General features: G+C 48.9%; 21 protein-coding genes. 11 read left to right on the forward strand and 10 right to left on the reverse strand.

All coding sequences use genetic code 11. The features are described 5' to 3' along the window. The first annotated feature begins 134 nt into the window (after window positions 1-134). The gene (gene alc, locus FTT64_RS09690) at window positions 135-1,142 is read left to right on the forward strand and encodes an allantoicase (RefSeq protein ID WP_180047454.1); all 1,008 of its coding nucleotides are present in this window, start codon (window positions 135-137) and stop codon (window positions 1,140-1,142) included. A 104-nt stretch (window positions 1,143-1,246) separates the two neighbouring features. Further along, window positions 1,247-1,756, forward strand: coding sequence for an ureidoglycolate lyase (locus tag FTT64_RS09695; protein WP_180047452.1), 510 nt, complete (start codon window positions 1,247-1,249; stop codon window positions 1,754-1,756). 22 nt (window positions 1,757-1,778) lie between these two features. Here FTT64_RS09695 and FTT64_RS09700 read toward each other — a convergent pair whose 3' ends face one another. Further along, on the reverse strand, window positions 1,779-2,846 hold the full coding sequence (locus FTT64_RS09700; protein WP_180182317.1) for an RNA-guided endonuclease TnpB family protein: 1,068 nt from the start codon (window positions 2,844-2,846) through the stop codon (window positions 1,779-1,781). A gap of 196 nt (window positions 2,847-3,042) precedes the next feature. On the opposite strand from FTT64_RS09700, the gene FTT64_RS09705 reads away from it, so the two are divergent. From FTT64_RS09705 to FTT64_RS09715, 3 genes are all read left to right on the forward strand, one after another. After that, on the forward strand, window positions 3,043-3,828 hold the full coding sequence (locus tag FTT64_RS09705) for a sulfite exporter TauE/SafE family protein (protein WP_016658721.1): 786 nt from the start codon (window positions 3,043-3,045) through the stop codon (window positions 3,826-3,828). 109 nt (window positions 3,829-3,937) lie between these two features. Next, on the forward strand, window positions 3,938-5,353 hold the full coding sequence (locus FTT64_RS09710; protein WP_005180862.1) for a DASS family sodium-coupled anion symporter: 1,416 nt from the start codon (window positions 3,938-3,940) through the stop codon (window positions 5,351-5,353). Window positions 5,354-5,467: 114 nt separating this feature from the next. Beyond that, on the forward strand, window positions 5,468-6,175 hold the full coding sequence (locus FTT64_RS09715) for a phospholipase D family protein (RefSeq protein ID WP_180046864.1): 708 nt from the start codon (window positions 5,468-5,470) through the stop codon (window positions 6,173-6,175). 151 nt (window positions 6,176-6,326) lie between these two features. Here the strand turns inward: FTT64_RS09715 and urtE are convergent, their stop codons facing one another. The 7 genes from urtE to FTT64_RS09750 all read right to left on the reverse strand — a co-directional run bounded on the left by urtE (window position 6,327) and on the right by FTT64_RS09750 (window position 14,803). Beyond that, entirely contained in the window at window positions 6,327-7,025 is a 699-nt protein-coding gene (gene urtE, locus FTT64_RS09720) for an urea ABC transporter ATP-binding subunit UrtE (RefSeq protein ID WP_180182318.1), read from the reverse strand. Between the two features lie 10 nt (window positions 7,026-7,035). Then, window positions 7,036-7,854 (reverse strand): urea ABC transporter ATP-binding protein UrtD, encoded by an 819-nt coding sequence (gene urtD, locus FTT64_RS09725; RefSeq protein ID WP_104513174.1) that lies wholly within the window; start codon window positions 7,852-7,854, stop codon window positions 7,036-7,038. Continuing rightward, complete coding sequence (gene urtC / locus FTT64_RS09730) at window positions 7,851-8,924, reverse strand: urea ABC transporter permease subunit UrtC (protein WP_016658716.1); 1,074 nt, start codon at window positions 8,922-8,924, stop codon at window positions 7,851-7,853. Before urtC ends, urtD begins: the two co-directional genes overlap by 4 nt. A 4-nt stretch (window positions 8,925-8,928) precedes the next feature. Then, a complete protein-coding gene (urtB, locus tag FTT64_RS09735) occupies window positions 8,929-10,557 on the reverse strand; it encodes an urea ABC transporter permease subunit UrtB (protein ID WP_180182319.1) in 1,629 nt (542 codons plus the stop codon). A 93-nt stretch (window positions 10,558-10,650) separates the two neighbouring features. Further along, window positions 10,651-11,934, reverse strand: a complete 1,284-nt coding sequence (gene urtA, locus FTT64_RS09740) for an urea ABC transporter substrate-binding protein (protein ID WP_160255399.1) — start codon at window positions 11,932-11,934, stop codon at window positions 10,651-10,653. A 389-nt stretch (window positions 11,935-12,323) separates the two neighbouring features. Next, window positions 12,324-14,204 carry a DNA topoisomerase IV subunit B gene (gene parE, locus FTT64_RS09745; RefSeq protein ID WP_005180875.1) on the reverse strand — a complete coding sequence of 627 codons (1,881 nt, stop codon included), beginning with the start codon at window positions 14,202-14,204 and terminating at the stop codon, window positions 12,324-12,326. 14 nt (window positions 14,205-14,218) lie between these two features. Next, window positions 14,219-14,803, reverse strand: coding sequence for a YqiA/YcfP family alpha/beta fold hydrolase (locus tag FTT64_RS09750; RefSeq protein WP_104471951.1), 585 nt, complete (start codon window positions 14,801-14,803; stop codon window positions 14,219-14,221). A 244-nt stretch (window positions 14,804-15,047) separates the two neighbouring features. Here FTT64_RS09750 and FTT64_RS09755 point away from each other — a divergent pair, with 244 nt between their 5' ends. After that, the gene (locus FTT64_RS09755; protein ID WP_075168204.1) at window positions 15,048-16,379 is read left to right on the forward strand and encodes a hypothetical protein; all 1,332 of its coding nucleotides are present in this window, start codon (window positions 15,048-15,050) and stop codon (window positions 16,377-16,379) included. Window positions 16,380-16,448: 69 nt separating this feature from the next. Here FTT64_RS09755 and FTT64_RS09760 read toward each other — a convergent pair whose 3' ends face one another. Further along, a complete protein-coding gene (locus FTT64_RS09760; protein WP_168370811.1) occupies window positions 16,449-16,979 on the reverse strand; it encodes a disulfide bond formation protein B in 531 nt (176 codons plus the stop codon). 20 nt (window positions 16,980-16,999) lie between these two features. Beyond that, window positions 17,000-18,577, reverse strand: a complete 1,578-nt coding sequence (gshA, locus tag FTT64_RS09765) for a glutamate--cysteine ligase (RefSeq protein WP_180182320.1) — start codon at window positions 18,575-18,577, stop codon at window positions 17,000-17,002. A gap of 210 nt (window positions 18,578-18,787) precedes the next feature. On the opposite strand from gshA, the gene FTT64_RS09770 reads away from it, so the two are divergent. The 5 genes from FTT64_RS09770 to FTT64_RS09790 all read left to right on the forward strand — a co-directional run bounded on the left by FTT64_RS09770 (window position 18,788) and on the right by FTT64_RS09790 (window position 23,969). Continuing rightward, entirely contained in the window at window positions 18,788-19,327 is a 540-nt protein-coding gene (locus FTT64_RS09770; protein ID WP_005180881.1) for a DUF924 family protein, read from the forward strand. Between the two features lie 49 nt (window positions 19,328-19,376). Further along, the gene (locus tag FTT64_RS09775) at window positions 19,377-19,931 is read left to right on the forward strand and encodes a hypothetical protein (RefSeq protein ID WP_180182321.1); all 555 of its coding nucleotides are present in this window, start codon (window positions 19,377-19,379) and stop codon (window positions 19,929-19,931) included. Window positions 19,932-19,941: 10 nt separating this feature from the next. Beyond that, window positions 19,942-21,246, forward strand: a complete 1,305-nt coding sequence (locus FTT64_RS09780) for a DUF445 domain-containing protein (RefSeq protein WP_016658710.1) — start codon at window positions 19,942-19,944, stop codon at window positions 21,244-21,246. An 87-nt stretch (window positions 21,247-21,333) separates the two neighbouring features. Next, window positions 21,334-22,488 carry a methionine aminotransferase gene (locus tag FTT64_RS09785; protein ID WP_180182322.1) on the forward strand — a complete coding sequence of 385 codons (1,155 nt, stop codon included), beginning with the start codon at window positions 21,334-21,336 and terminating at the stop codon, window positions 22,486-22,488. Between the two features lie 113 nt (window positions 22,489-22,601). Beyond that, on the forward strand, window positions 22,602-23,969 hold the full coding sequence (locus FTT64_RS09790) for an MATE family efflux transporter (protein WP_005180888.1): 1,368 nt from the start codon (window positions 22,602-22,604) through the stop codon (window positions 23,967-23,969). Window positions 23,970-24,343 lie beyond the last annotated feature (374 nt).

The following is a 24,343-nucleotide window of genomic DNA, read 5'->3' on the forward strand; positions in this document are numbered from 1 at the left end:
ATGGCCAGAAGTTGGCACAGGCTGTGCTTCTACCCGTAGTAATAGGCCTGCTGTACAAGCCAAATCTGGCGCCACTGCCTGATTTCGATGCACGGCCGTGCCTGCTGTGAATGAACAATAAATGGAAGAGAATTATGGCCACTTTAATTGCACCAACATTTGACCTACCGCCCCAGCTTCAAACACTAACCAACCTGGCAGATACCCGTATTGGTGCAAAAGTTCTTGAATGTTCAGATGATTTTTTTGCCGATGCGCAGCGTATGCTGCAATTTGCAGCACCAGTATTTGTGGAAGATAAATTTGATGATCATGGCAAATGGATGGACGGCTGGGAAACCCGCCGCAAGCGCCATGCCGGTTATGACTGGGCCATTGTCCAGTTAGGTGTGGCTGGCAAAATTCAGGCGCTGGATATTGATACCACCTTTTTTAGCGGTAACTATCCCGCTTCAGCCAGTGTCGAAGCCTGCTATGCGCCGCAAGGTAATCTGGAGCAGGCCGAATGGCAGCCGCTTTTAGCCAACAGTATTTTGGGACCCAGCCAGCATCATCTGTTTGAAGTCAGCTCTGATGCGGTCTATACCCATGTGCGTCTGAATATTTTCCCCGATGGCGGTGTGGCACGTTTTCGCGTATATGGCGAGGTGAAAATTCAGACCACAGATCATCAGGGTACACTGGATTTACTGGCGCTTGAAAACGGCGGCCGGGTAATTACCTATAGCGATGCCCACTTTGGCCATCCACGCAATCTGATTAATCCGGGTCGTAGCATCAATATGGGCGATGGCTGGGAAACCAAACGCCGCCGCACGCCCGGCTTTGACTGGTGTATTCTGGCTTTGGGACAGGCCGGCCAGATTGAAAAAATTGATATCGACACCGCCCATTTCAAGGGCAACTACCCGGCAGAAGTGTCGATTCAGGCCGTCTATATTGAAGATGCCACCGATCCGCAACTGATTCCACAAAGCATGTTCTGGCCATTTTTACTGGAGGCGCAGCCCATGCAGATGGACCATGTGCATTCCTTTATCGAGCAGATTTTAAAGCACGATAAAATCTCGCATATCCGGGTCAATATGATTCCCGACGGCGGCATCAGCCGGATTCGCCTCTGGGGCACACTGGTGGACTAACGCACCAGCGTCGCTGTTGGCCCACTCCACAGGCTGACAGCGACCTCCATCTCTACCAGTTGATGATGACCATAAAAATACCCGCCCAGGAACTCTCAAACAACATGAAAAATACCATTCAGATTCAAGCATTGACCCTGGACAATTTTGCCCCTTTTGGTGAAGTGATTAGCTGTCAGGGACATGACTATTTTCATATTAACCATGCCCAAACCGAGCGTTATCATGCGCTGGCCATGACGGAAATTTTTGGTGAAGGACAAGCAGGCATCAGTATTTTCCGCAATATCCAGAGTACCCAAATACCGTTTCAGGTAGCAATGCTGGAGCGCCATCCTCAAGGGTCGCAGGCTTTTATTCCGATGCAGGGGCAAGCCTTTCTGGTGGTGGTGGCACCGGGTTTAAATACAGATGAGCCAGAACTCAGCCAGCTTCAAGCGTTTATTAGCGATGGTTCCCAAGGCGTGAATTACCGCGCCGGGACCTGGCATCATCCCCTGCTGACGCTGGAGGCACCCAGCGATTTTGCCGTGATTGACCGGATTGGCTCTGGTCCCAACTGCGATGTATATGAATTCAACTCACCCATCCAGATTGTTTCTGCCCAGATTTAATTCTCCATTTGGTTTGACATCCTCACCCACCTGAAAGGAGGGTGATTCCTACTGCTAGACGCTTATGCCCAAGCGCAAGTATGTTCTTGGCGGAGTTTAAATCGCGTTGATTTACACTTCCGCATTCACATTTCCATACTCTTATTCGCAAATCTGCTCTACCTTTCGGACTGCTTGCGGTGATTGTACCGCAGCTCGAACAGGTTTGGGTTGTGAATCTCTCGTTGACTTCCTCAAACATGACCCCTGCGTTCTCGCATTTATACTTGAGCATGGTTTTGAGCGCTGAAAATCCTGTATCTAAAACAGATTTCGCCATTTTAGTTTTTACAAGTTTGTTCGCACTTAGATCACCAACGACAATCAGTGCATTGTCTTTCACCAGCTGGGTGCTAGCCTTGTGCAAATGGTCTTTACGACAGTTTGCAATCTTGGCGTGTAATGCACGGACACGCTTTTTATTTCTCGCTCTCTGAGCAATACCGAGCTTTTGCTCGTATTTTCGATAGAACTTGGGATTACTGATGACTGTGCCATCGGAACAGGTAGCAATATCTTTTAAGCCTAGATCAATACCCACGGCTTTTGTGGCGGTAGGTTTGTCTTGTTTGGGTGAATCAACCACTAAGCAGACATACCAACGTCCACGACTATCCTCTACAAATGAGCCTGTTTGAATGCTGTATTTCGATAGTCCGTAACTATCCCATAGCTTGAATTGATGCTTGCCATACTGAACGTATCCATCGGCATATTTAATAGCGACCTTTTTAAAGGGTATCCAACCCAGTGATCTTCTTGCTGATTTCTTATTACTGACACGCCATCTCAATTTTGATTTTTTGAACTGTTTTCTGCGAGTGACCAATTCTTCTGTTACAGCCTGAATGGTTTGGCTATGAAGATTACATTCCTTTGATGCGCCTTTCGTGTATTTAGCAATATCGTATGCTGAAAAGAATTGTTGTTTGCGCTGTAGGTGTTTGAAACACAAATCATTGACATAGTTCCAGACAAAATTAACTTCAGATGCCAATTGGTCTAGCACCTTTGTGTGACTGTTTTTTATGCGTAATTTAAGTGTTTTCATGGGCTTATATTAGCTCATACTAGGCTTAATATATTGTTTTTTAGCAATTAAACGACATTTCATGTCGTGTCGCTTATATCTCTGACTGAAAGACAGAGGTTTACGCTCCATTTGATAAAAAATAAGCCGGCTTGCCCTTTACAAGCCCAGTATGTGCATGTTTTAGTCAGTACTCTGCCAGTCCGTTGAAATACGCATGTCTAAAGCCGACCTGATGGTTCTGATCTTTTGTATCATTGCTGCCCTGTTACACGGGATCAGTGGCTTCGGCTTTCCTATGGTCAGTACCGCGGCCATCTCCACCTTGTACCCGCTGTCGACCACGGTAGCCTTTGTACTATTACCCTGCCTGATCCTGAATCTGTTTTTACTCAATAGCGACCCCGAACGCAGCTTTCTTCAGGCGCTGCGCTATTATTCCGGTCAATATTGGGGCCTGATTATCAGCAGTCTGATCGGAAGTGTATTCGGTGTGCAGTTACTGCTACATCTAAATGATGGCTATCTCAAACTGCTGATGGGGCTGTTTATTTTATGGTATGTGCTGGATCAGTTTCGCAGCCAGCCCCTGCGCATTCAGGCCAGTCTGAAAAACATGCTGCTGTTTGGTCTGCTGGCCGGTGTGATCGGCGGAGCCACCAATGCCATGGCACCCTTTCTGATGATGTACCTGCTGAGTACCGAACACAGCAAAACCGAAATTGTGCTGATCAGCAACTTGAATTTTGCGGTCAGTAAACTGATTCAGCTGCTGCTGCTTTACCCGGTGATGCTGCAATTTAAATCTGAACAATGGTCCTTACTGGGCTTATTAACCGTGGTGTCGCTGCTCGGGGTCTGGGCTGGCGGCCAGTTACGTGCCCATATTTCCCAGCAGAAATTTCGCTGGCTGATTCTCAGCTTACTGGCCGTGCTCGGCGGCTCAGCCCTGTGGCAAGCTGTGCAACTCCTCAGTCAGAACCCGCATTTTTTTGTGGTTTAATCTTCACTTAGCTACAAAATAATCAATTTATACTTTGCCCCCCTGCTTGAAAAATATTAAATAATAGGCCGATTACTCTAATTCCTATAAATCTATAAAAGGATCGTATATGAATACAGATACGTTAAAACCACCGGTCGAGGCCGCGCCGAAAGGCATTGTCAAAGGCTGGATTATTATTGTCATTGCCGCCCTGCTTTCTTGGGGCTTTTACCATATTTTGCCCTATGATGATTATGCCAATAAAGGCCTGAGCCTGCTGCTGTTTATCGGGATTTTATGGCTGACTGAAGCGGTGCATATCACCATTACCGCGCTGCTGGTGCCGGTGCTGGCCGTAGCGCTTGGCATGCCGATTGAAAATGCCAGCAAAGAACTGGTACCGATGACCACCACGCAGGCGCTGCGGACTTTTGCTGACCCGGTCATTTTCCTGTTCTTTGGTGGTTTTGCCTTGGCCACTGCCCTACATATCCAGAAACTGGACCGTAAAATTGCGATGTGGATTATTTCCATGTCTGGCGGGCATTTGGGGATTTCAGTGCTGGCCATTTTTGCCGTCACAGCTGCACTGTCGATGTGGATTTCCAATACCGCCACCGCAGCGATGATGCTCCCGCTGGCTTTGGGTCTGCTGTCGCACCTAGATTCAACCAAAGAGCGCTCTACCTTCGTCTTTATTCTTCTCGGGATTGCCTATTCGGCCAGTATTGGCGGCCTGGGAACGCTGGTCGGTTCACCACCGAATGCGATTGCTGCCAAAGCACTGGACTATGACTTCGCCGACTGGATGAAAATCGGTTTGCCGATGATGCTGATTTTACTGCCAGCCATGTTGGTCAGTTTATATCTGGTGTTGCGTCCGAAACTGAACCAGAAAATTCATTTTGAAACAGAAGTAATTCCATGGAACCGAACCCGTATCGCGACCATGATTCTGTTTATCTGTACCGCGATTGCCTGGATTTTTGGCAAAAAACTCAGCGAGAACTTTGGTATTTCATCTCCGGATACCTGGACCGCGCTGGTCGCCGCCTGTCTGGTGGTGATTTTAGGTACAGCCACTTGGAAACAGGTTTCTGAAAACACCGACTGGGGGGTGTTACTGCTGTTCGGTGGTGGTTTAACCTTAAGTGCGATGTTAAAAGATTCAGGTGCATCGCTGGTACTGGGTCAAACCGTTGCAGATGTATTTGGTACGGCATCACCGCTGGTGATTATTTTTGTGGTGACCATTTTCATTATTTTCCTGACTGAATTTACCAGTAACACCGCTTCTGCTGCACTGTTGGTACCGGTCTTTGCCGCCATTGCCGACCAGATGGGTATGCCAAAAGAAATTCTGGTGATTATTATTGGTATTGGTGCATCGTGTGCCTTTATGTTGCCTGTAGCAACACCGCCAAATGCAATTGTGTTTGGGTCCGGTCATATCAGACAGCGTGAAATGATGAGTGTCGGGATAGTATTAAACATCCTGTGTACCTTCATTATTGCGCTGTTCGTATACTGGTTCTTTAGCTAAACGCTCAGCATCCATCTAAAAGAGCACTGATTTCAGTGCTCTTTTTTTTGTTTAATTTTTACCTATACTTAGACTATGATCTAAGCCATCAATAAGAATGACACGGGGATTTTTATGGCCAAGTTTTTAAACACCAGTGCAACCAACTTTTTTCTAGAAGAACTGATTAAGAATGCCAAAGAGCGTTTAATTCTGATTAGCCCCTATTTACGCCTCAATGACCGGATTAAAGAATTACTCGAAGATAAAGATCGGCTCAAAATTGACATCCGTATTGTGTATGGCAAAAGCGACCTGCATCCAGAGGAAATTAAGTGGCTGCAAAAACTGGATTATGTCCGTTTAAGCTTCTGCAAGAACCTGCATGCAAAATGCTATCTGAATGAATCAGAATGTATTATTTCCAGCCTGAATTTATATGAATTCAGCCAGATTAATAACAATGAAATGGGGATTCTGGTTCGCAAATACGAAGATGATGAAGTATTTAAAGATGCCTATGAAGAAGCGCAGCGCATTATTCGGATTAGTGATGAAGTCCGGATTAGCCTCGATGAAGTGAAAGCGGATGCTGTGGTGGCCGAAGTAGAGCGTGGCGAAGAAAGCTCAACACTACCCAAACTCACCACCTCCAAACTGGCTGCAAAACATAAGCTAAAAACCGCAGATGTACTGGAGAAGTTAACTGCAAAAGGCTTCCTGACCTTAAACGAAAATGGCAAACACTTTTTAACTGAACAGGGTAAAAGTAGCGGGGGTGAGTTCAGATCCAGCCAGTATGGCGGGTATTTTTTATGGAATGAAAATACGGAAATTGAATGACAATTTCCCTCTCCTTTTCGGAGACAGGGAGAGGTGAAATTAAAGCCTCCAAACCTCCCTTCTTGCGCTGCAAGATCAAGCCGTGCTGATCTCTTGCTCAGGGAGGCTTTGACTTGTTAAATCCCTCCAACCTCCCTTTGAGAGAGGGAAATTAAATCGCTACTAACTCCCGAATCCCTTTCTCCGGCATTTCCCTGCCGGCACCTTGTGCAATCACCTGGCCACGCACCATCACGGTATAGCCATCGGCCAGCTCTTCGGCAAAATCATAGAACTGTTCGACCAGCACAATTGCCATTTCGCCACTATCAGCCAGTTTACGAATCACCCGGCCAATATCTTTAATAATCGAGGGCTGAATACCCTCGGTTGGCTCATCCAGAATTAATACCTTCGGTTCAGAAGCCAGCGCGCGGGCAATTGCCAATTGCTGCTGCTGACCACCGGATAAATCTCCGCCGCGGCGCTGCTTCATTTCATCCAGAATTGGAAAAATCTCGTACAGATGTTCCGGTACTTTTCGGGTTTTTGTGCCTTTAAATTTCGCCATCCCAATCAGGATATTTTCCTCAACTGTTAAGGTCGAAAAAATATCGCGGCCTTGCGGCACATAGGCCAAACCTTCACGCACGCGCTGCTCCGGACTGAGCTTGGAAATATCTTTGCCATCCAGCAGAATCTGCCCGGACTTAATCGGCAAAATGCCCATCAAGCATTTCAGCAAGGTGGTTTTGCCCACGCCATTACGCCCCAGCACCACTGAACATGCGCCGACCGGAGCCTGAAACGATACATCGCGCAGGATATGACTGCCCCCATAAAACTGATTGACGTCTTTGACTTCTAGCATCGCGGTCTCCTTAACGTCCCAAATATTTTTCAATCACATCTTCATTGGCCTGAACTTCGGCCAATGTACCCTCTGCCAGAATGGCACCCTGTGCCAGCACCGTGACTTTTTCACTGATGGTGTCAATAAAGCTCATGTCATGCTCAACCACAATCAAGGTATGATTTTTCTTCAGCTCCAGACATAGCTCTGCGGTGCGTTCAGTTTCGGCATCGGTCATACCTGCCACTGGTTCATCCAGCAAAATCAGCTTCGGGCGCTGCATCAGCAACATGCCAATTTCCAGCCACTGCTTTTGGCCATGCGACAGCAATCCGGCCGGTTTATGCACCAATTCCTGTAAGCGGATTTGCGCCAACGATTCCTCCAGCGCCTGTTGGGCATCCGGATCGAGCTTGCTAAAGAAACTCTTTTTCACCCGTTTATCTTTCGGGGCGGCAAGCAGCAGGTTTTCTATGACAGTAAAATTTTCAAATACTGTGGGTTTCTGGAACTTGCGTCCAATTCCGGCCTCGGCAATCTGTTCGGTGCTCATCTTGGCTAAATCATAGGTCTGGCCAAAAAAGGCACTGCCTTCGGTGGGACGGGTTTTACCGGTAATCACATCCATTAACGTGGTTTTACCGGCACCATTGGGTCCAATGATGCAACGTAATTCCCCTTCTTCGATATACAAAGACAAGTCATTTAAGGCACGAAAGGCATCAAACCACACGCTGACTTTTTCCAAATACAGCGCAATACCGTGGCTAAAATCTGCGCCCTGTTCCTTGGGACGGCCATAACCTTCAGCAGCATGGCCGCCATGAGCTTGCAACAGTTCACTCATTCGCTCCGCTCCTTTTTAAAACGGTCAAACAGACCAATAATCCCTTTCGGCAGGAAGATGGTCACCACAATAAACAGCGCCCCTAAAATCAGTAACCACGCCTCTGGGGAAGCAGCGGTGAAATAGGTTTTGGCCGCGTTAATCACACCCGCGCCGAGCAAAGGCCCAATTAAGGTGCCACGACCACCCGCTGCGACCCAGACCGCCATTTCAATTGAGTTGACCGGGTTCATTTCACTCGGGTTGATGATGCCGGCCTGTGGCACATACAGCGCCCCGGCAATACCCGCGATCACCGCAGACAGTACCCAGGCCGACAGCTTGTACCACAGCGTGCGATAGCCCAGATATTGCAGACGGTTTTCACTGTCACGAATTGCACCCAGCACACGGCCATAAGGCTGATTCATCAGATGACGCAACCCGATAAAGCACAGCAGAAGCACCAGCGCGGTGATAAAACACAGGCTGGCCCGCATCGGTGCCGAGGTAATATCCATGCCCAAAATAGTTTTAAAGCCGGTAAAACCATTGTTGCCGCCGAAACCGGTTTCATTACGGAAAAACAGTAGTGCGGCAGCAAAGGTCATGGCCTGGGTGATAATCGAGAAATACACGCCCTTGATTTTGGAGCGAAAAGCAAAGAAGCCAAACACAAAGGCAATGATGCCCGGCACTAAAACAACAAGTGCAAGCGACCAGAGGAAATGTTCCGTACCAACCCAGAACCACGGCAACTCGGTCCAGCTTAAGAAACGCATAAAGTCTGGCAGCCCATCACCCGCGGATTGGCGCATCAGGTACATGCCAAACGCATAACCGCCCAGAGCAAAGTACAGGCCATGACCCAAACTTAAAATACCGGCATAGCCCCAGACCAGATCCAAGGCCAAAGCCACCAGTGCCAGACACATGATTTTGCCAATCAGGGTGACCCAATAAGCCGACAGATGCAGTGCCGAATCACTCGGCAACAGATGCAGCCACGGCAACAGCAGTAAAATCGCAAAACAGGCGGCAATGGCTGCCCCGCTATAGGGTTTATCGGAAAGTAAATGTGTGATCTTCATGCGCTTACTCCACAAAACGGCCTTTGATGGCAAACAGACCTTGTGGGCGTTTTTGAATAAACAAAATCACAAGAACCAGAAGAATAATTTTGGCCAGTACAGCGCCCATGCCAATTTCCAGCGCAGTCCCGCTAATACCCAGACCCAGTGCTGCCAGTACCGCACCCCAGACCTGACCAACCCCGCCAACTACCACCACCAGGAAGGCATCAATAATGTAGTTCTGCCCCAAATCCGGGCCGACATTTCCGACCTGCGCCAAGGCACAACCGGCCAGTCCAGCCAGACCAGAACCCAGACCAAAAGCCATCATGTCGATGCGGCTGGAACGAATTCCGACGGCACGTGCCATCTGACGGTTTTGGGTTACAGCCCGCACAAACAGACCAAAACGGGTTTTATTGAGTAAATAGACCAGTAACAACAGCACGGCGATGGTAAAGACAATAATTGCGATACGGTTATACGGCAGCATCAGGCTTGGGCTAATGGAAATGCCGCCAGACAGCCAGGCAATATTGGACACCTCCACGTTTTGTGCGCCAAAGATCATCCGCACCAATTGCATTAAAATCAGACTCACCCCAAAGGTGGCCAGCAGGGTTTCCAGCTGACGGCCATAGAGCGGACGAATTACCGCGCGTTCAATCAGCATGCCAATTAAAGCGCTGACCAGAAAGGCTGCCGGAATCGCCACGATCAGGTACCAGTCCAGATAACTGCCAAAATGGCTTTTAAACAGGCTTTGCACCACATAGGTGGTATAAGCGCCAATCATGATCAGCTCGCCATGCGCCATATTAATAACGCCAAGCAGACCATAGGTGATGGCCAGACCTAACGCCGCCAGCAGCAAAATACTGGCGGTACTGAGCCCGGAAAATAGATGCCCGGCCCATTCACTGGCCTGTAAGCGGGTCTGAATGGCGCTTTTGGCCTCCAGCAACACGGCTTTCAGTTCCGGATTCAGATTCGGCTGTTGCAGCTCCTGCTCCACCATGGCCAGTACATCGGGACGGTTGGAATCGGCCAGTACCTGGGCGGCCTGAATTTTCACCAGCACATCTGGCTGCTGATAATCCAGCCGTGCTTTGAGCTGGGCCAGACGCGCCTTCACCTTATTATTCCGTTCCTGTAAATACAGGCGATTGATCTGCGCCAGCTGTAATTCAGACAGATTGCTTTCATAAATATCGACAGCTTCAAGGCGCTCAGCCGCATCTTCTGACTGCATTTTCGAATGCGCCAGCGCAAAGGTCAGCGCTTTCTGCAAGGTATTCACCAGCGTGACCTGCGCCAGATCACTTGGCCAGTCGCTGACCGGCTCCAGTGCCGGATAATGCAGTAAACGCTCATCCGATTCCAGAATATAGGTTTGACCATTGGCGCCGCTATAGAGCTGCTGCTGTTCAACATATTGTGCAAGCTGATCCAGCTGTTCGAGGCTGCCGGGCCACTGGTTCAGTAAGGCACGGCGGCTGGCGAAATCACCTTGCACAAATTGCTGGATGGCATCGGCCTGTGTCACAGCAACGGCTGTCTGTGTTTGCGGCTGTTCGGCCTGAGCCAGCTGTATCGATAAAACTTGGGCAAAAATCAGAAAAATAGCGGCGATATTCACGCGAATATTCATTTTATATCCCCCTATTGTGTGTCCTCTTTTTTATAAGAAAGCAGAGAAATCGAAAAAAAACCTGCTGCCGAAGCAGCAGGCGTGATGTCAAACTTACTTCGGAAGGTAAGGACTCCAAGGTTCTGCCTGTAGGGTTTGCGGGGTTTTATAAACAATATCAAACTGGCCATCGGCACGGATTTGCCCGATCATGACCGGCTTATGCAAGTGATGGTTTGACGCATCCATTTTTAAGGTATAACCAGAGGGTGCTTTAAATTCCTGACCAGCCATGGCTGCACGGACTTGATCCACCTCGGTAGTGCCGGCTTTTTCTACCGCCTGCTTCCACATATTGATGCCGACATAGGTCGCTTCCATCGGGTCATTGGTCACCAGCTTGTTGGCATTTGGCAGTTTATAATCGACTGCGTACTGCTTCATTTTGTTGGTGAACTCGGTATTGACCGGATTTTTTACCGACATAAAGTAGTTCCACGATGCCAAGTGGCCGACCAGTGGCTTGGTATCAATACCGCGTAATTCTTCTTCACCCACCGAGAACGCCATCACCGGAATATCAGAAGCTTTGATGCCCTGATTGCCCAGTTCACGGTAGAACGGCACATTGGAATCGCCATTGATGGTGGAAATGACCGCAGTCTTTTTCCCAGCCGAGAATTTTTTAATATTGCTGACAATGGTCTGATAGTTGCTGTGCCCAAACGGGGTGTACTCTTCCATAATGTCGGCATCGGCAATGCCTTTTGATTTCAGGAAAGCGCGCAGAATCTGGTTAGTGGTCCGTGGATAGACATAATCCGTTCCTAGCAGCACAAAACGTTCGGCCTGACCGCCCTCTTCACTCATCAGATATTCCACTGCTGGAATCGCTTGCTGGTTAGGTGCTGCGCCGGTATAGAAAATATTTTTCGACTGTTCCTGACCCTCATATTGCACCGGATAGAACAGCAGACCATTCAGCTCTTCCACCACCGGCAGTACCGATTTACGTGATACTGAAGTCCACGCACCAAAAATGACCGCGACCTTATCCTGAGTAATCAGCTGGCGCGCCTGTTCCGCAAACAGTGGCCAATCAGAGGCCGGATCAACCACCACCGGTTCCAGCTTTTTGCCCAGCACCCCGCCATTGGCATTAATTTCATTGATTGCCATTAGCGCGGTATCTTTTAGCGAGGTTTCTGAAATGGCCATGGTGCCGGACAAGGAATGCAGGATACCGACTTTAATGGTCTCACCGGTGCTGGCCGCTGGCTGGGCTGTGCTGGCACTGTCGCTACTTTCGGTCGATTTTGAGCAGCCGCTGAGCGCCACAACCCCGGCCATGCTGGCCACTAACATACTTTTTGAAAACAGATTGCGCTGGAACTTCATGAATTTCTCCACACTTATGCAGCACCTGAACATGGTGCCTGTTGTTCTATGACTGCAGCGGATAATTCAATTTCTATGCCAAACGCAAAACTGACAGGCAGATCTAGACGGGATAAGCAAGATTTAAATCATAAAAATTAGCTACTTAGATTAATATAAAAATGAAAGAACGCCCTTCAGCTACGCTGCACTGATCTGCACCACGCACATGCAAGCAAGGTGTGCTCTTGAGTTTTTAGAGATATTGAAGGATAAGGATACACAAAAGTGAACAAAAAAAGGGCAACCCTATACAGCCGTATTGCCTCATTTTGGAGAAAAAATCAGCGACATAAAAAAACCTGCACCAAGACGGGCAGGTTTTCTAAAATGATGAAAGTTTTAAGGTTTTAAACCACCAGATCAGCCAGATTGCCTTTTTGCTCTAGCCACTGCTTCCGGTCTGCGGAGCGTTTTTTGGCCAGCAGTTTATCCAGCAAACCGGCAGTGACATGAATATCATCCAGATCCAGTTGCACCAGACGGCGTGTATCCGGGTCCATGGTGGTTTCACGCAGCTGGCTGGCGTTCATTTCACCCAAGCCTTTAAAGCGGGTGATTTGCGGATTTTTGCTTTTGCATTTATTTAAAATGCCGTTGAGCTCATCTTCATCCAGTGCGTAATGTACATCTTTATTGTCATCAATCCGGAATAATGGCGGCATGGCCACAAATAAATGCCCTTCTTCTACCAAAGCCGGGAAATGTTTGACAAAAAGCGCACAGAGCAAGGTGGCAATATGCAGACCATCGGAGTCGGCATCGGCCAGAATACAGATTTTGCCATAACGCAGTTCAGACAAGTCATCTGAACCCGGATCAACCCCAATCGCAATGGCAATATCATGCACTTCCTGAGAGCCCAGCACCTCATCAGAAGACACTTCCCAGGTATTTAAAATTTTACCGCGAATCGGCATGATGGCCTGGAAATTCTTGTCACGTGCCTGCTTGGCCGAACCGCCCGCAGAATCCCCTTCGACAATAAACAGTTCCGATTCTTCACGGGTCAGACCGACACAGTCGGCCAGCTTGCCTGGCAGAGCCGGACCCGACACAATCTTTTTACGCTCGACTTTTTTGGCTGCTTTTAAACGGCGACCGGCCTTGGAGATGGCCATTTCTGCCAGTTGCAGCGCTATATCTGAATTCTGATGCAGCCATAAGGCAAAGGCATCTTTGGCAATATTCTGCACAATTCCGGACGCTTCACGGCTCGACAGACGCTCTTTGGTCTGACCGGAGAATTGTGGCTCCTGGAATTTTAGCGACAGGATATAGTTCACTCCATCCCAGACATCTTCGGCCGAGAGTTTCAAGTTACGCGGCAACAGGTTACGCAGCTCACAGAACTCGCGCATGGCATCGGTGATACCGGAACGCAAACCATTGACATGGGTACCGCCCTGCGCGGTCGGAATCAGGTTGACGTAAGATTCCTGAATGCTTTCACCGCCTTCAACATTCCAGCAAATCGCAAACTCTGCGCTGGCGCGTTCTGCATTGCCTGAAGAGACAAAGGCCGGCGCCGGAATAATCTCGCGGTCTTCCAGTTCATCCATTAAATAATCGACCAGGCCATTTTCAAACTGCCAGGTGATTTTTTCATCATTAATCTGGTCGATATAATTGATTTGCAGGCCAGCCGCCAAAACCGCTTTGGCTTTTAAATTATGTTTTAAGGCTTTTAAGGCAAATTTTGGTGAATCGAAATATTTGGCTTCCGGCCAGAAACGCACCAAGGTGCCTGACGCACGTTTTGGCGCTTTACCTTCCAGCACTTCTAGTGGTCCAGTGGCTTCGCCCTGCTCAAAAGCCATTTTGTAGAGATTGCCCTGACGCTGTACATCCACTTCTACCCGGGTCGACAAGGCATTCACCACAGAAATCCCGACCCCGTGCAAACCACCGGAAAACTGGTAGTTATCGGTACTGAACTTGCCGCCGGCATGCAGCTTGGTCAAAATAATTTCAATTCCGCTCTGGCCATATTCCGGGTGAATATCCACCGGCATCCCGCGGCCATTGTCTTCTACTGCCAGCGAGCCATCTTTATACACGGTCACGCTAACTTTGGTGGCATGTCCGGCCAGTGCCTCATCGACAGCATTATCAATCACTTCCTGCGCCAAATGGTTCGGACGCGAGGTGTCGGTATACATACCCGGACGGCGACGGACCGGATCGAGACCAGATAAAACTTCAAGAGATTGAGCCGTATATTGAGACACGTTGTACTGTTTCCTTATTTTAGGGAATCCGATAAAAACTGCAGCAGCATAGGTATTTTTAGCGCAAAGTTGTCCATCCCATGATTGCCGCGGGTTTCGGTCATGATCAGAGAGCTATGCTGGGCCTGGCTATAATAACGCTGTGCGTCACGATAATCCAAAACTTCATCGCCTTGCTGCAATAACACTAAAATTTTGTCTGCCTTTTCAACAAAAGGCACTGCCATCTGTTCCAGTTGCTGTAAATGGAGCAGCTCCAGCGTCCAGTGTTCATGCACTTTCAGCGGAATCTGCGCATCGCCGAACAGTTCCTGAAACAACTGCCATGGTCGCATAGCCGGATTAATCAGCACAGCCGGAACCGCATAGCGTGCGACCAGTTGTGTCGCATAGAAGCCGCCCAGACTGCTGCCGACCAGCGCCACCTGATCCAGCTGCTCAATCAGTGCAGATAAGTGCTGCATCACCTCGCATGGCGGCGCATTCAGATCGGGCAGATGCACCTGAATGTCACTCCGCTGTGCCAGCGCTTGCCGCAACAGCTGGCCTTTGGCAGAAAAGGGATTGCTCCTGAAACCATGCAAATAAATTAAATTCATTGTGCTAATCGGATGTTATCCATGTTCATTGTTGTATTTACTTTTTTGAGACTTTGATCACATTCATGTTTTAATTTGTATGTCACAAATAATTGTTAGACAAAAAAATTAAAACTGGGGCGTCATCCTCGCTATTGTAAAAGTTGTTCGGGATGAATGATATAAAATTAAGCTTAGAAATTTATACCGTGAAGCCAACGAAAAAGAAAGTAGCCGCGACACTATTGTTAGGGGGCAGTAGCACATGCCAAGTTTAACACCATTGCATGAAACTTATTGTAAATGGGACACCACACCGCCCAGCCAGGCCGATTTACTGGAAGGTCTGGCGCAGCTGTTGAGTATGCCGGTGCATCAGGTGGTCAAAGAGCTGGTGCAGACCATTCAGCGTGAGGTCTTGCTGAGCCTGTTTGGCATGAGTGAACAGCACTCCCGAAAATTTCAGAATATGTCGCCCATTCGCAAGCTGTACAGCCTGTCCTTTGATACCTTGCAAAACTATAGCAACTACCTGCTGGCGCCCAGTCTGCGTCAGGTAATTGATCGTTTTCCGCGCCTGCATGACAAGCCGCTGACACCGTATATGCATGTGCTGGTCGGTATTTTAAATGGGGTGCTGGGTGATTATTTGCTGAATCAGCAAAATCCGCTGGCACTGCCAATGACCATTTATGACCACTACGGCAGTGTGCAAAAAGGCGAGCTGACCGGACAGGTGATTCTGTTTGTGCATGGCCTGTGTATGAACCATCTGGACTGGTCACATCAGCAATATGGTGGTATTGGCGAAAAACTGCTGGCACAGCGCCAGCGCAACACCATGCTGTATTTAAATTACAATACCGGACGGCGTATTTCCGCCAATGGTCATAGTCTGGCCAATACTCTGGAAGATCTGATTCAGCGCAATCCGAATATCACCAGCATCAGCCTGATTGGACATAGCATGGGCGGACTGGTGTCACGCAGTGCTCTGTTTTATGGCAAACAGGATTTGCATGAGTGGATTCACATGGTCGATAACCTGGTCTGTCTGGGTTCGCCGCATCATGGTGCAGCGCTGGAGCGTTTCGGCTTTCACTTACAGGATAAACTGGGGCGTTTCCCGTTTATGAAAATTGTCGGGCATGTGGTGAATATCCGCAGTAACGGTATTCTGGATTTACGTTATGGCAGCGTGCGCGATGATGACTGGGAACACAATGAAGCGCGAATTGGTGAAATTGATGATAACCGTAAACCAGCGCCCTTCCCGTCCCATATTAATGCCTTTTTGGTGGCCGGCACCATTGAATATGAAAACAAGCGCAACCGCACCCGCAAAGTAATTGGCGATTATCTGGTCAGTGTCAAAAGTGCACTGGGTGAACATCCGAACCCGCGTTTTCAGCTAAAACTGCCGGAATCGCATAAGGCGGTGTTTTATGGTCTGAATCATATGGAAATTCAGTACCATTCCAGCGTCGCCGAGCAGATTGTGAAATGGTTTTATCCGGAAAATGATGACCGGGTCAATGAACAGGTGCGTGAATATATTGTCAATTTAGAGAGTATTGAAGGCATTGCCCTGACTTAAAATATTATGCGCTAAAATTAAAACAGGAGGGCCATGGCCCTCCTGTTTGTTATTGATCTGGAGACAATATTATTTCTTTTTCACCGGCTTGGTTTTGGCCGAAGTATAGGGATAGGTACGGATTAACTGCCAGATACTAATAATCGTTAGCACAATAAAGAACACTAACGACCAGACCGGCAAGGATTGGCCCAGAAAAGTCCAGTCAATCACTGCACATTCGCCAGACCCAGACAGCACCTGTTGCAGTACCGCTTTCATTGGCAAGGCATCAACCAGATAATCCAGTCCCGGGCCACAGCTTGGCACCTGATCTGGCGGCAGGTTTTGCAGCCAGACATGCCGCGCGGCAACACCGGCCGACCATAAAATGCTTAAGCTGCCCAAAAAGGCATACAGCCGTTTAAACGCCCCCGAAAGCGGGTTGTGGAGCAGCGCGATCAGGGAAATGATCCCCAGACCAATCAGGCCGACACGCTGGAAAACACATAATGGACACGGCGCCAGACCTTGCACATGCTCAAGATACAGGGCGAAGACCATCCCCACCACACTGGCACAAAACAAAACACCACTCACGAAGCGATAACTCCATTGCATGGTCAATCCTCTTTCTATTTTTATCGGTACTGAGTCAGAAACTGCTCAAAACTCAAGGTCTGTTCCTGCTCAAGTTGCTGTTGTTGTTGCAATGATTGCTGGGCCATTTCTTCAAAATAGGCCAGCGTTTCCGGGCTTAATACATGCGCCTGATAGACGTCAGCATGTTGCTGCGCCATATGGCTGCCAAAATTCCAGGTGCCGCCCTGATGTAAGGTATCTTCAATCACCTGCGCGGATAGCGTCGCATCGACTTCATCAATCCGGCCGAGCATGGTCGCCAGACCCTGACTATATAGCGTGGTGGCATAGGCCTGATCCAGCAGTTCAGCCAAAGGCTGCATGGCCTGAGCATGACTACGGCTCCAGTCTTCAATCGGATAGGACTGGCCATCTGCTAAAATGGTGGCATTTGGCGCACGGCCACGATTCACGACTTCGGCCTGATTGCGCTCAATAATGTCCTGTTCATCATCCAATAACGCCGGACTGTCTTTGAGCAGACAGTACAATGCCAGCACTTCCAGGAAGCCGGCGGTGTGTTCATCAATCCCGATAGAGCTATACGGATTGACATCGACTGCGCGTAACTCCACATAGCCAACACCCCGATTGGCCAGCGCCTGCGATGGGGTTTCACCCGCCTGAGGCACCTGTTTCGGACGCACCAGACTGTAGTATTCGTTTTCAATTTGCAGCACGTGATCATTGATCTGAATCGGCTCACCCTGTGCATCATTCAGACCCAAACGGCTAAATGGCTGATACGGGGTTTTGACGGCTTTTTGCAGACCCTCTAAATAACCACTCAGGTTGTTATAGTGAATCCCGAGCTGTTTTTGCGCCGAATTCTGATAGCCAAAACGGCCCATACGCAAGGCGGTAGCATACGGCAGGAACAGCGTGCCGCGTACCAGTGGCAGCAAATGATGTTCACGGCCGGTCATAAAACACTGACACACCGATGGACTGGCACCGACCACCAGCATTACCAATGGGGTCAGGCGAATAAAATTACGGATTAAACCGAAATAGCGATGGCTGCGATAATCCTGCAGGCTCAGATTTTTGAGTGCCTCATCGCTTTCTTGTTGTTGTAGCGCTTCAAATAAAGCATCCGGGAAAGACAGATTATAATGCACCCCGGAAATGGTCTGCATCCGGCGTCCATAGCGTACCCCCAAACCATGACGGTATAAGGTCTTGAAACGGCCAATATTGGAGCTGCCATATTGCGCCAGCGGAATGCGTTCTTCGGCATCATCCAGCATACACGGCATTGACAGCGGCCAGAGTTTTTCTTCATGTTCCAGCTGACGGTACACCACGGCATGAATATCGCTTAAATAATTCAGTGCGCCCGGAATACTGTCCTGCGGCGGAGTAATAAACTCCATTAATGCTTCGGAATAATCGGTGGTGATATGCGGATGAGTCAGTGCCGAACCCAAGCCCTTCGGATGGGCTGCCTGAGAGAGAAATCCATTGCTTTGCATACGCAGGCTTTCACGCTCAATACCGCGCAACATGCCGCGCAGTAGCGAAGAATCCACCCAAGTCGTTAAAGTATCTTGAGAGGTCGATTCGGGTTGACTCATTACAATCTCGCTTATCGCAAAAAACTACTAAAGAAAATCATCGGTTTATATCAGTATAACGCGATTTAGTGCCGGCACATTACATCCTGTATAGTTTTCAAACAAACCCACAACTTTATTTTTGGCAATTTTTTATCACAAAGTTGCTCTATAAGACATGTGAAATTTGTGATTTTATAATCAAAAGAACAGAGGTAAATAATAAAGCGTATGAATTATCAGGATTTTTTAGATTTTTGGTTTTCTCCTGCTGCGGAACCGAACTGGTTTGTCAAAAGCGCAGAGTTTGATGCCGTGCTTGCAGAAAAATTTACCGATGTACTGCAACAAGCGGCACAAGGAGAACTATGGACATGGCGCGAAACACCCGCAGGTCGTTTGGCTGAAATCATTGTTTTAGATCAATTATCACGTAATTTATACCGTAATGACCCGCGTGCCTTTGCCCAAGATGGAATGGCCTTGGTGTTGGCACAAGAAATGATTCACTTAAAATTGGATCAGGACTTAAACCCAACCGAACGTCGTTTTCTATATATGCCGTTTATGCACAGTGAATCCAAACGTATTCACGAAGTCGCATTAACGTTGTTTGAAAGTTTGAATGACCCCACCGTGTTGGGCTATGAACTGAAACATAAAGTGATTATTGAGCGCTTTGGCCGTTATCCACATCGCAATCAAATATTGGGACGCCAATCAAGCGCAGAAGAATTGGAGTTCCTGACCCAACCGAACAGCAGTTTTTAATTAAAACGCGGTTCATTCTCCCCTTGCAGTATCTTCACAGGAGAACAGCATGAAACATCTAATTCTTGGTTTAGGCCTCGGGCTCAGTCTGCTGCTGGGCGGCTGTGCCACCACACCATCCAAGCCGCTGACCTTTGACCAGCTGGGTCAATATTCGGTGACACCACTGAACAGCCAGACCTATCGCATTAGTTTTCAGGCCCGTCCCAACATGAGCTTTGGCACGGCCGAAGAAATTACCCTGGTCAAAGCGGCACAAACCACGCTGCAACAGGGCTATACCTTCTTTAAAGTGCTGGATGATCCGAGTAACCGCAGCCAGCAGCCACCGCGTCAAGCTGTGGTCTATCCGGCACCGAGCTTTTATCCATATGGCTATTATCGTCGTCATCCGGCTTTCTGGCCTGACCCATTTTATGACTACCCGCAGGTCATTAATGTTGACCCGATTCAGGTTTCCTATACGATTCAATGTTATAAAGATCAAAAAAGCGCCCCAAGTGATGCCTTTGATGCTCGCCTGATCTTGCAGTCACTGGGTGGAAAATACGGGCTCAGTCCAGGCGGTCAGGTGTTACAGCCACCGGTAGCCACTTCAAACTAGGGAAACATGCATGCAGACAGCGCCAGCACCCACTTCTCCAAACCTGCAACGCAGCAAGCGTTTTGCCACCATGGCCCTGATCACGGCCGTGCTGGCCTGGATCTGTTTAATGGTGCTGGCCAAACTGCTGCCCGACTATATCTGGCTGATTCATATTCTGATGCTGTCAGCCGAAGCCGGTGTGGTCGGCGGACTGGCCGACTGGTATGCGATTACCGTGCTGTTTCGTAATCCCTTTGGCCGGCTGCCCATTCCCAAGTTTTTGCGGGACCATACCGAAATTATTCCGCGCAACAAAGACCGTATTGCCGAATCGATGGGACGTTTTGTTCAGGAAAATTTCCTGTCGCCGCAAATTGTACAGCGCAGCCTGCACAATACCGATGTGTCGCTGGCCGTGGGTAAATGGCTGGCCAATCCGCAGAATAACCAGCAGGTCAGCCAGCTGATTCAGCAGACCGTACCGAAGATTTTTGAATTTGTCGGGCAGGAACAGATTGGCCGCTTTATCCAGAACAACAGCGTGCAATGGGTCAAAAATACTGACATTAATTATCTGGCTAGTGAAATGCTGCGCGCGGTGCTGGAAAATGATTTCCATCAGGATGTACTGCAACGCGGGTTGGATTTGGCACATGACTGGATGCTGCAACATCCGGAAGAAACCCGCGAGCTGACCCGCACCCTGTTTAAAGAACTGGGCGTGTGGCGACTGGCCAGAGGTGCCAGCTGGATTGGTATTGATGTACAGCAGCGCACCATCGACTCTTTACTGGAACGAGTCGATTCAATGCTGGCCGATCCCGATCATCCGTGGCGGCAAAAAGTAGAAGATATGGCACATCAGCTGATGCAACAGCTGGCCGATCAGGACAGTGCCGCCAGCCAGCGCCTGAACCAGACCAAAAATGCCCTGCTGGACAGTCCGCAAGTGCTGAATTTTATTAGCGGCGCGGTGGTGATTCTGTGTGATGCAATCCGGGCAGATCTGGAAAAACCCGATTCCGGTATTGCGGAAAACCTGCGCGTGGCCATTCAGCAGGTCGGTGAGAACATTATCAGTAACGGCGCCGTGCGCCAGTTGCTGAATGACAAAATGAGCGGCATCGCCGTCAATCTCTCTGACCAGTACAGTGAAAAAGTGATCCGTTTTATTAGTGAGCGGATTCATGAATGGGATTCACGCGAGATGATTGGCAAAATTGAAAACGAGGTCGGCGGCGACCTGCATATGATCCGGGTCAATGGCGTGGTGGTGGGGGCCTTTATTGGTCTGGCACTGGGGATTATCCGGGCGCTGGTCGAATTGATTTAATTCAGTTTTTTTCGCTCACCGCTTCAATTGCTGGCGGATGGCGGCTTATCATGCGATGTGCATACACAATAACGGTAGTCAATGGTCATGCTTGAACTTCAATTTAAACTTCCTGCGCTTGGCGTGACCATTTTTAGTGTCATGACCACCCTGGCTCAGCGCCTGAATGCCCTGAATGTGTCACAGGGTTTCCCCGATTTTCCGGCCCCACCGGCCCTGCTGGAGGCCCTGTGTCAGGCGACATTAGAGGGCCAGAACCAGTATCCACCCGGTGATGGGCTGTTATTGCTCAGAGAACAGCTGGCTACGCAAAAGCAGCAACAGACCGGTCGTTCGTTTGATCCTCACACCGAAATCAGCATTACCGCCGGCGCGACCATTGCCATTTTCTGTGCCATTCAGGCGGTGGTGCAGGCCGGGGATGAAGTGATTATTTTTGATCCCAGCTATGACAGTTATGCACCCACCGTGCAACTGGCCGGCGGGAAAGCTATCCATCTGGCCTTGCAGCCGCCCCATTTTCAGGTCGACTGGAATCAGGTCAAAGATGCCATTCATGATCGTACCCGCATGATCATCGTCAATACCCCGCATAACCCGAGCGGTACGCTGTGGTCAGCCGAGGACTGGCAGACCCTGATTGAGCTGATTCAGGATCGCAATATTGTCGTACTGTCCGATGAGGTCTATGAACATCTGGTCTATGACGGCCAGCAGCATTATTCAGCGCTTGATTTTCCGGCCCTGCACGAGCGCAGTTTTGTGATTGGTTCTTTTGGTAAAACTTTTCATGTCACCGGCTGGAAAACCGGTTATTGCATGGCTTCACCGGCTTTGATGCAGTTGTTCCGGCAGGTTTATCAGTTTGCCAATTTCTGTGGTGTGACCCCGGTGCAAGTCGCGCTGGCACAATTTATGCAACAGCATCCGGAACATATTGCTGAACTGGCCGCGTTCTATCAGGCCAAACGCGACCGCTTTCAGGCCGGTATCCAGCACTCCCGTTTTCAGTGGATTCCCGCGCAAGGCACCTATTTCCAGAATCTGGACTATCGCGCCATCCGCCCGGATTTAAACGATCTGCAGATGTGCCAGTATCTGGCCGAGCAGCACAAGATTGTGGCGATTCCGATTTCTGCTTTTTATCAGACCCCGCCGGATGATTTACGCCTGATTCGGGTCTGTTTTGCCAAAAAAGATGAAACGCTGGATCGGGCCGCAGAAATTTTCTCGGCCTGTTAACACGAGTACGTAAGATCAGCTAAGTTACGCAATTGCTAAGGCTTTTTGCTACAGGCTCATGCTAGGGTAAAGCCATTCATGCACACGATCATAAACCGGTTACAGGATTGCTCATGCCGCAGCATCAACCTTTGGTGAATCAACACAAGCTCTGGAAAACCTTCCTGATTTTCCTGCTGCCGCTGATTGCCACCAATATTCTGCAAAACCTGTCTGGCACCATCAACACTGTCTTTGTTGGCCAGATGATGGGTGTCGATGCCATTGCAGCGGTGGCGGTATTCTTCCCGATTCTGTTCTGTTTGATGGCCTTTGTGATCGGACTGTCAGCCGGTTCAACCGTGCTGGTCGGGCAGGCCTGGGGTGCGCAGAATATTGAAAAAGTACGCTGTGTGGTCGGCTCGACCCTGTTTATGACCCTGATTGGCGGTACCATCATTGCAATTTTAGGCGTGATTTTCGCCAAATCCATTCTGCTAGCCTTAGGTACCGATCCGCAGGTGATGCATCTGTCGTTGCCCTATGTGCAATGGATGCTGGCCGGTAGCCCGCTGCTGTTTGTCTATATTATTTACACCTCCATTTTACGCGGCGTGGGCGACAGTATTACCCCCTTAATTGCCTTAGGCATGACCAGCCTGATCGGGCTGTTTATTACCCCGGTGCTGATTGCCGGCTATTTTGGTTTTCCGCGTCTGGGGATTATTGCCCCGGCTATCGCCACCATTATTGGTTATCTGGCGGTGCTGATTTTTCTGGCGGTGTATCTGAACAAGAAAAACCATCCGCTACGACCGGATTGGCAATTGCTGAAAAATATTCGCCATCAACCGATCTTGAGCAAGATTATTTTACGTCTGGGCATTCCGACCGGCATTCAGATGGTCACCACGTCGGTGGCCGGTCTGGTAATTGTCGGGCTGGTCAACCGTTATGGCGCTGAAGCCACAGCGGCCTATGGTGCGGTGAATCAGGTGCTGAACTATATTCAGTTCCCGGCGCTGTCGATTGCCATTGCCGCCTCTATTTTTGGTGCGCAGGCGATTGGGGCTGGCAAGTCCGATTTACTGGCCAAAGTCACCCGTACTGCTTTGGGCATGAACCTGATGATTACCGGGATGCTAGTGGTGCTGGCCTATTTATTCTCGAAATATTTAATGGCGCTGTTTATTACCGACCCGCAGGTGGTCGAGCTGGGCCAGCAGCTGCTGTTTATTGTATTGTGGTCAATTTTGTTCTTTGGGGCCAGTGCCATTTTCGCTTCGATTATGCGCGCCAGCGGGACTGTCACGGTGCCAATGATTATTAATGTGCTGGCAATTTTGCTGATTGAAGTGCCGTGTGCTTATCTGTTTAGTCAGTGGTGGGGATTACAAGGCATCTGGTATGCCTATGCGCTGGCCTTTGTCAGTCTGTGTATTTTACAAGGCCTGTATTATCAGTTTGTCTGGAAGAAAAAGACCATTGAGGTGTTGATTTGAGGGCAGGAGATAGCGCCTGATTAATTTCCTGAATCACCGCTTGCGCTAATTGCGAAGATAATTGAATACCCTGAATCTCAGCGCCAATACGGCCATTAATCGGTTTGACCTGAATATGTTGATAGTCATAGCTCATATTAAATTTCCTTCATTTCTCTTTTGATGTTTTTAAAGGTTTCCACTCGGGATGAGCTGATGATGTCAAAACGGCTTATTCAAATCTGTCAAAAACTTGACAGTTTTATTCGGCTTTGTTGCATAAAGATTTTAAAGATAGAGCTTTCCTAAGTTGTTTAAATTTAAGTGACAACTTGGGTATGAGCTCGGCCTAATTCCATAAATTTATTTAATACTGCCACACGTGCATGAATCTC

Source organism: Acinetobacter sp. Q186-3, from assembly GCF_013420655.1.
In the GTDB taxonomy this organism is placed as follows: Bacteria; Pseudomonadota; Gammaproteobacteria; order Pseudomonadales; family Moraxellaceae; genus Acinetobacter; species Acinetobacter indicus.

Coding starts and splice junctions, on each gene's coding strand:
- urtA (WP_160255399.1), bottom strand. CDS start 11,934: ATGAAGTTCCAGCGCAATCTGTTTTCAAAAAGTATGTTAGTGGCCAGC.
- FTT64_RS09755 (WP_075168204.1), top strand. CDS start 15,048: ATGCCAAGTTTAACACCATTGCATGAAACTTATTGTAAATGGGACACC.
- FTT64_RS09705 (WP_016658721.1), top strand. CDS start 3,043: ATGTCTAAAGCCGACCTGATGGTTCTGATCTTTTGTATCATTGCTGCC.
- alc (WP_180047454.1), top strand. CDS start 135: ATGGCCACTTTAATTGCACCAACATTTGACCTACCGCCCCAGCTTCAA.
- FTT64_RS09715 (WP_180046864.1), top strand. CDS start 5,468: ATGGCCAAGTTTTTAAACACCAGTGCAACCAACTTTTTTCTAGAAGAA.
- FTT64_RS09695 (WP_180047452.1), top strand. CDS start 1,247: ATGAAAAATACCATTCAGATTCAAGCATTGACCCTGGACAATTTTGCC.
- FTT64_RS09770 (WP_005180881.1), top strand. CDS start 18,788: ATGAATTATCAGGATTTTTTAGATTTTTGGTTTTCTCCTGCTGCGGAA.
- urtE (WP_180182318.1), bottom strand. CDS start 7,025: ATGCTAGAAGTCAAAGACGTCAATCAGTTTTATGGGGGCAGTCATATC.
- FTT64_RS09790 (WP_005180888.1), top strand. CDS start 22,602: ATGCCGCAGCATCAACCTTTGGTGAATCAACACAAGCTCTGGAAAACC.
- FTT64_RS09700 (WP_180182317.1), bottom strand. CDS start 2,846: ATGAAAACACTTAAATTACGCATAAAAAACAGTCACACAAAGGTGCTA.
- FTT64_RS09750 (WP_104471951.1), bottom strand. CDS start 14,803: ATGAATTTAATTTATTTGCATGGTTTCAGGAGCAATCCCTTTTCTGCC.
- gshA (WP_180182320.1), bottom strand. CDS start 18,577: ATGAGTCAACCCGAATCGACCTCTCAAGATACTTTAACGACTTGGGTG.
- FTT64_RS09760 (WP_168370811.1), bottom strand. CDS start 16,979: ATGCAATGGAGTTATCGCTTCGTGAGTGGTGTTTTGTTTTGTGCCAGT.
- FTT64_RS09775 (WP_180182321.1), top strand. CDS start 19,377: ATGAAACATCTAATTCTTGGTTTAGGCCTCGGGCTCAGTCTGCTGCTG.
- urtB (WP_180182319.1), bottom strand. CDS start 10,557: ATGAATATTCGCGTGAATATCGCCGCTATTTTTCTGATTTTTGCCCAA.
- urtC (WP_016658716.1), bottom strand. CDS start 8,924: ATGAAGATCACACATTTACTTTCCGATAAACCCTATAGCGGGGCAGCC.
- FTT64_RS09710 (WP_005180862.1), top strand. CDS start 3,938: ATGAATACAGATACGTTAAAACCACCGGTCGAGGCCGCGCCGAAAGGC.
- urtD (WP_104513174.1), bottom strand. CDS start 7,854: ATGAGTGAACTGTTGCAAGCTCATGGCGGCCATGCTGCTGAAGGTTAT.
- FTT64_RS09780 (WP_016658710.1), top strand. CDS start 19,942: ATGCAGACAGCGCCAGCACCCACTTCTCCAAACCTGCAACGCAGCAAG.
- FTT64_RS09785 (WP_180182322.1), top strand. CDS start 21,334: ATGCTTGAACTTCAATTTAAACTTCCTGCGCTTGGCGTGACCATTTTT.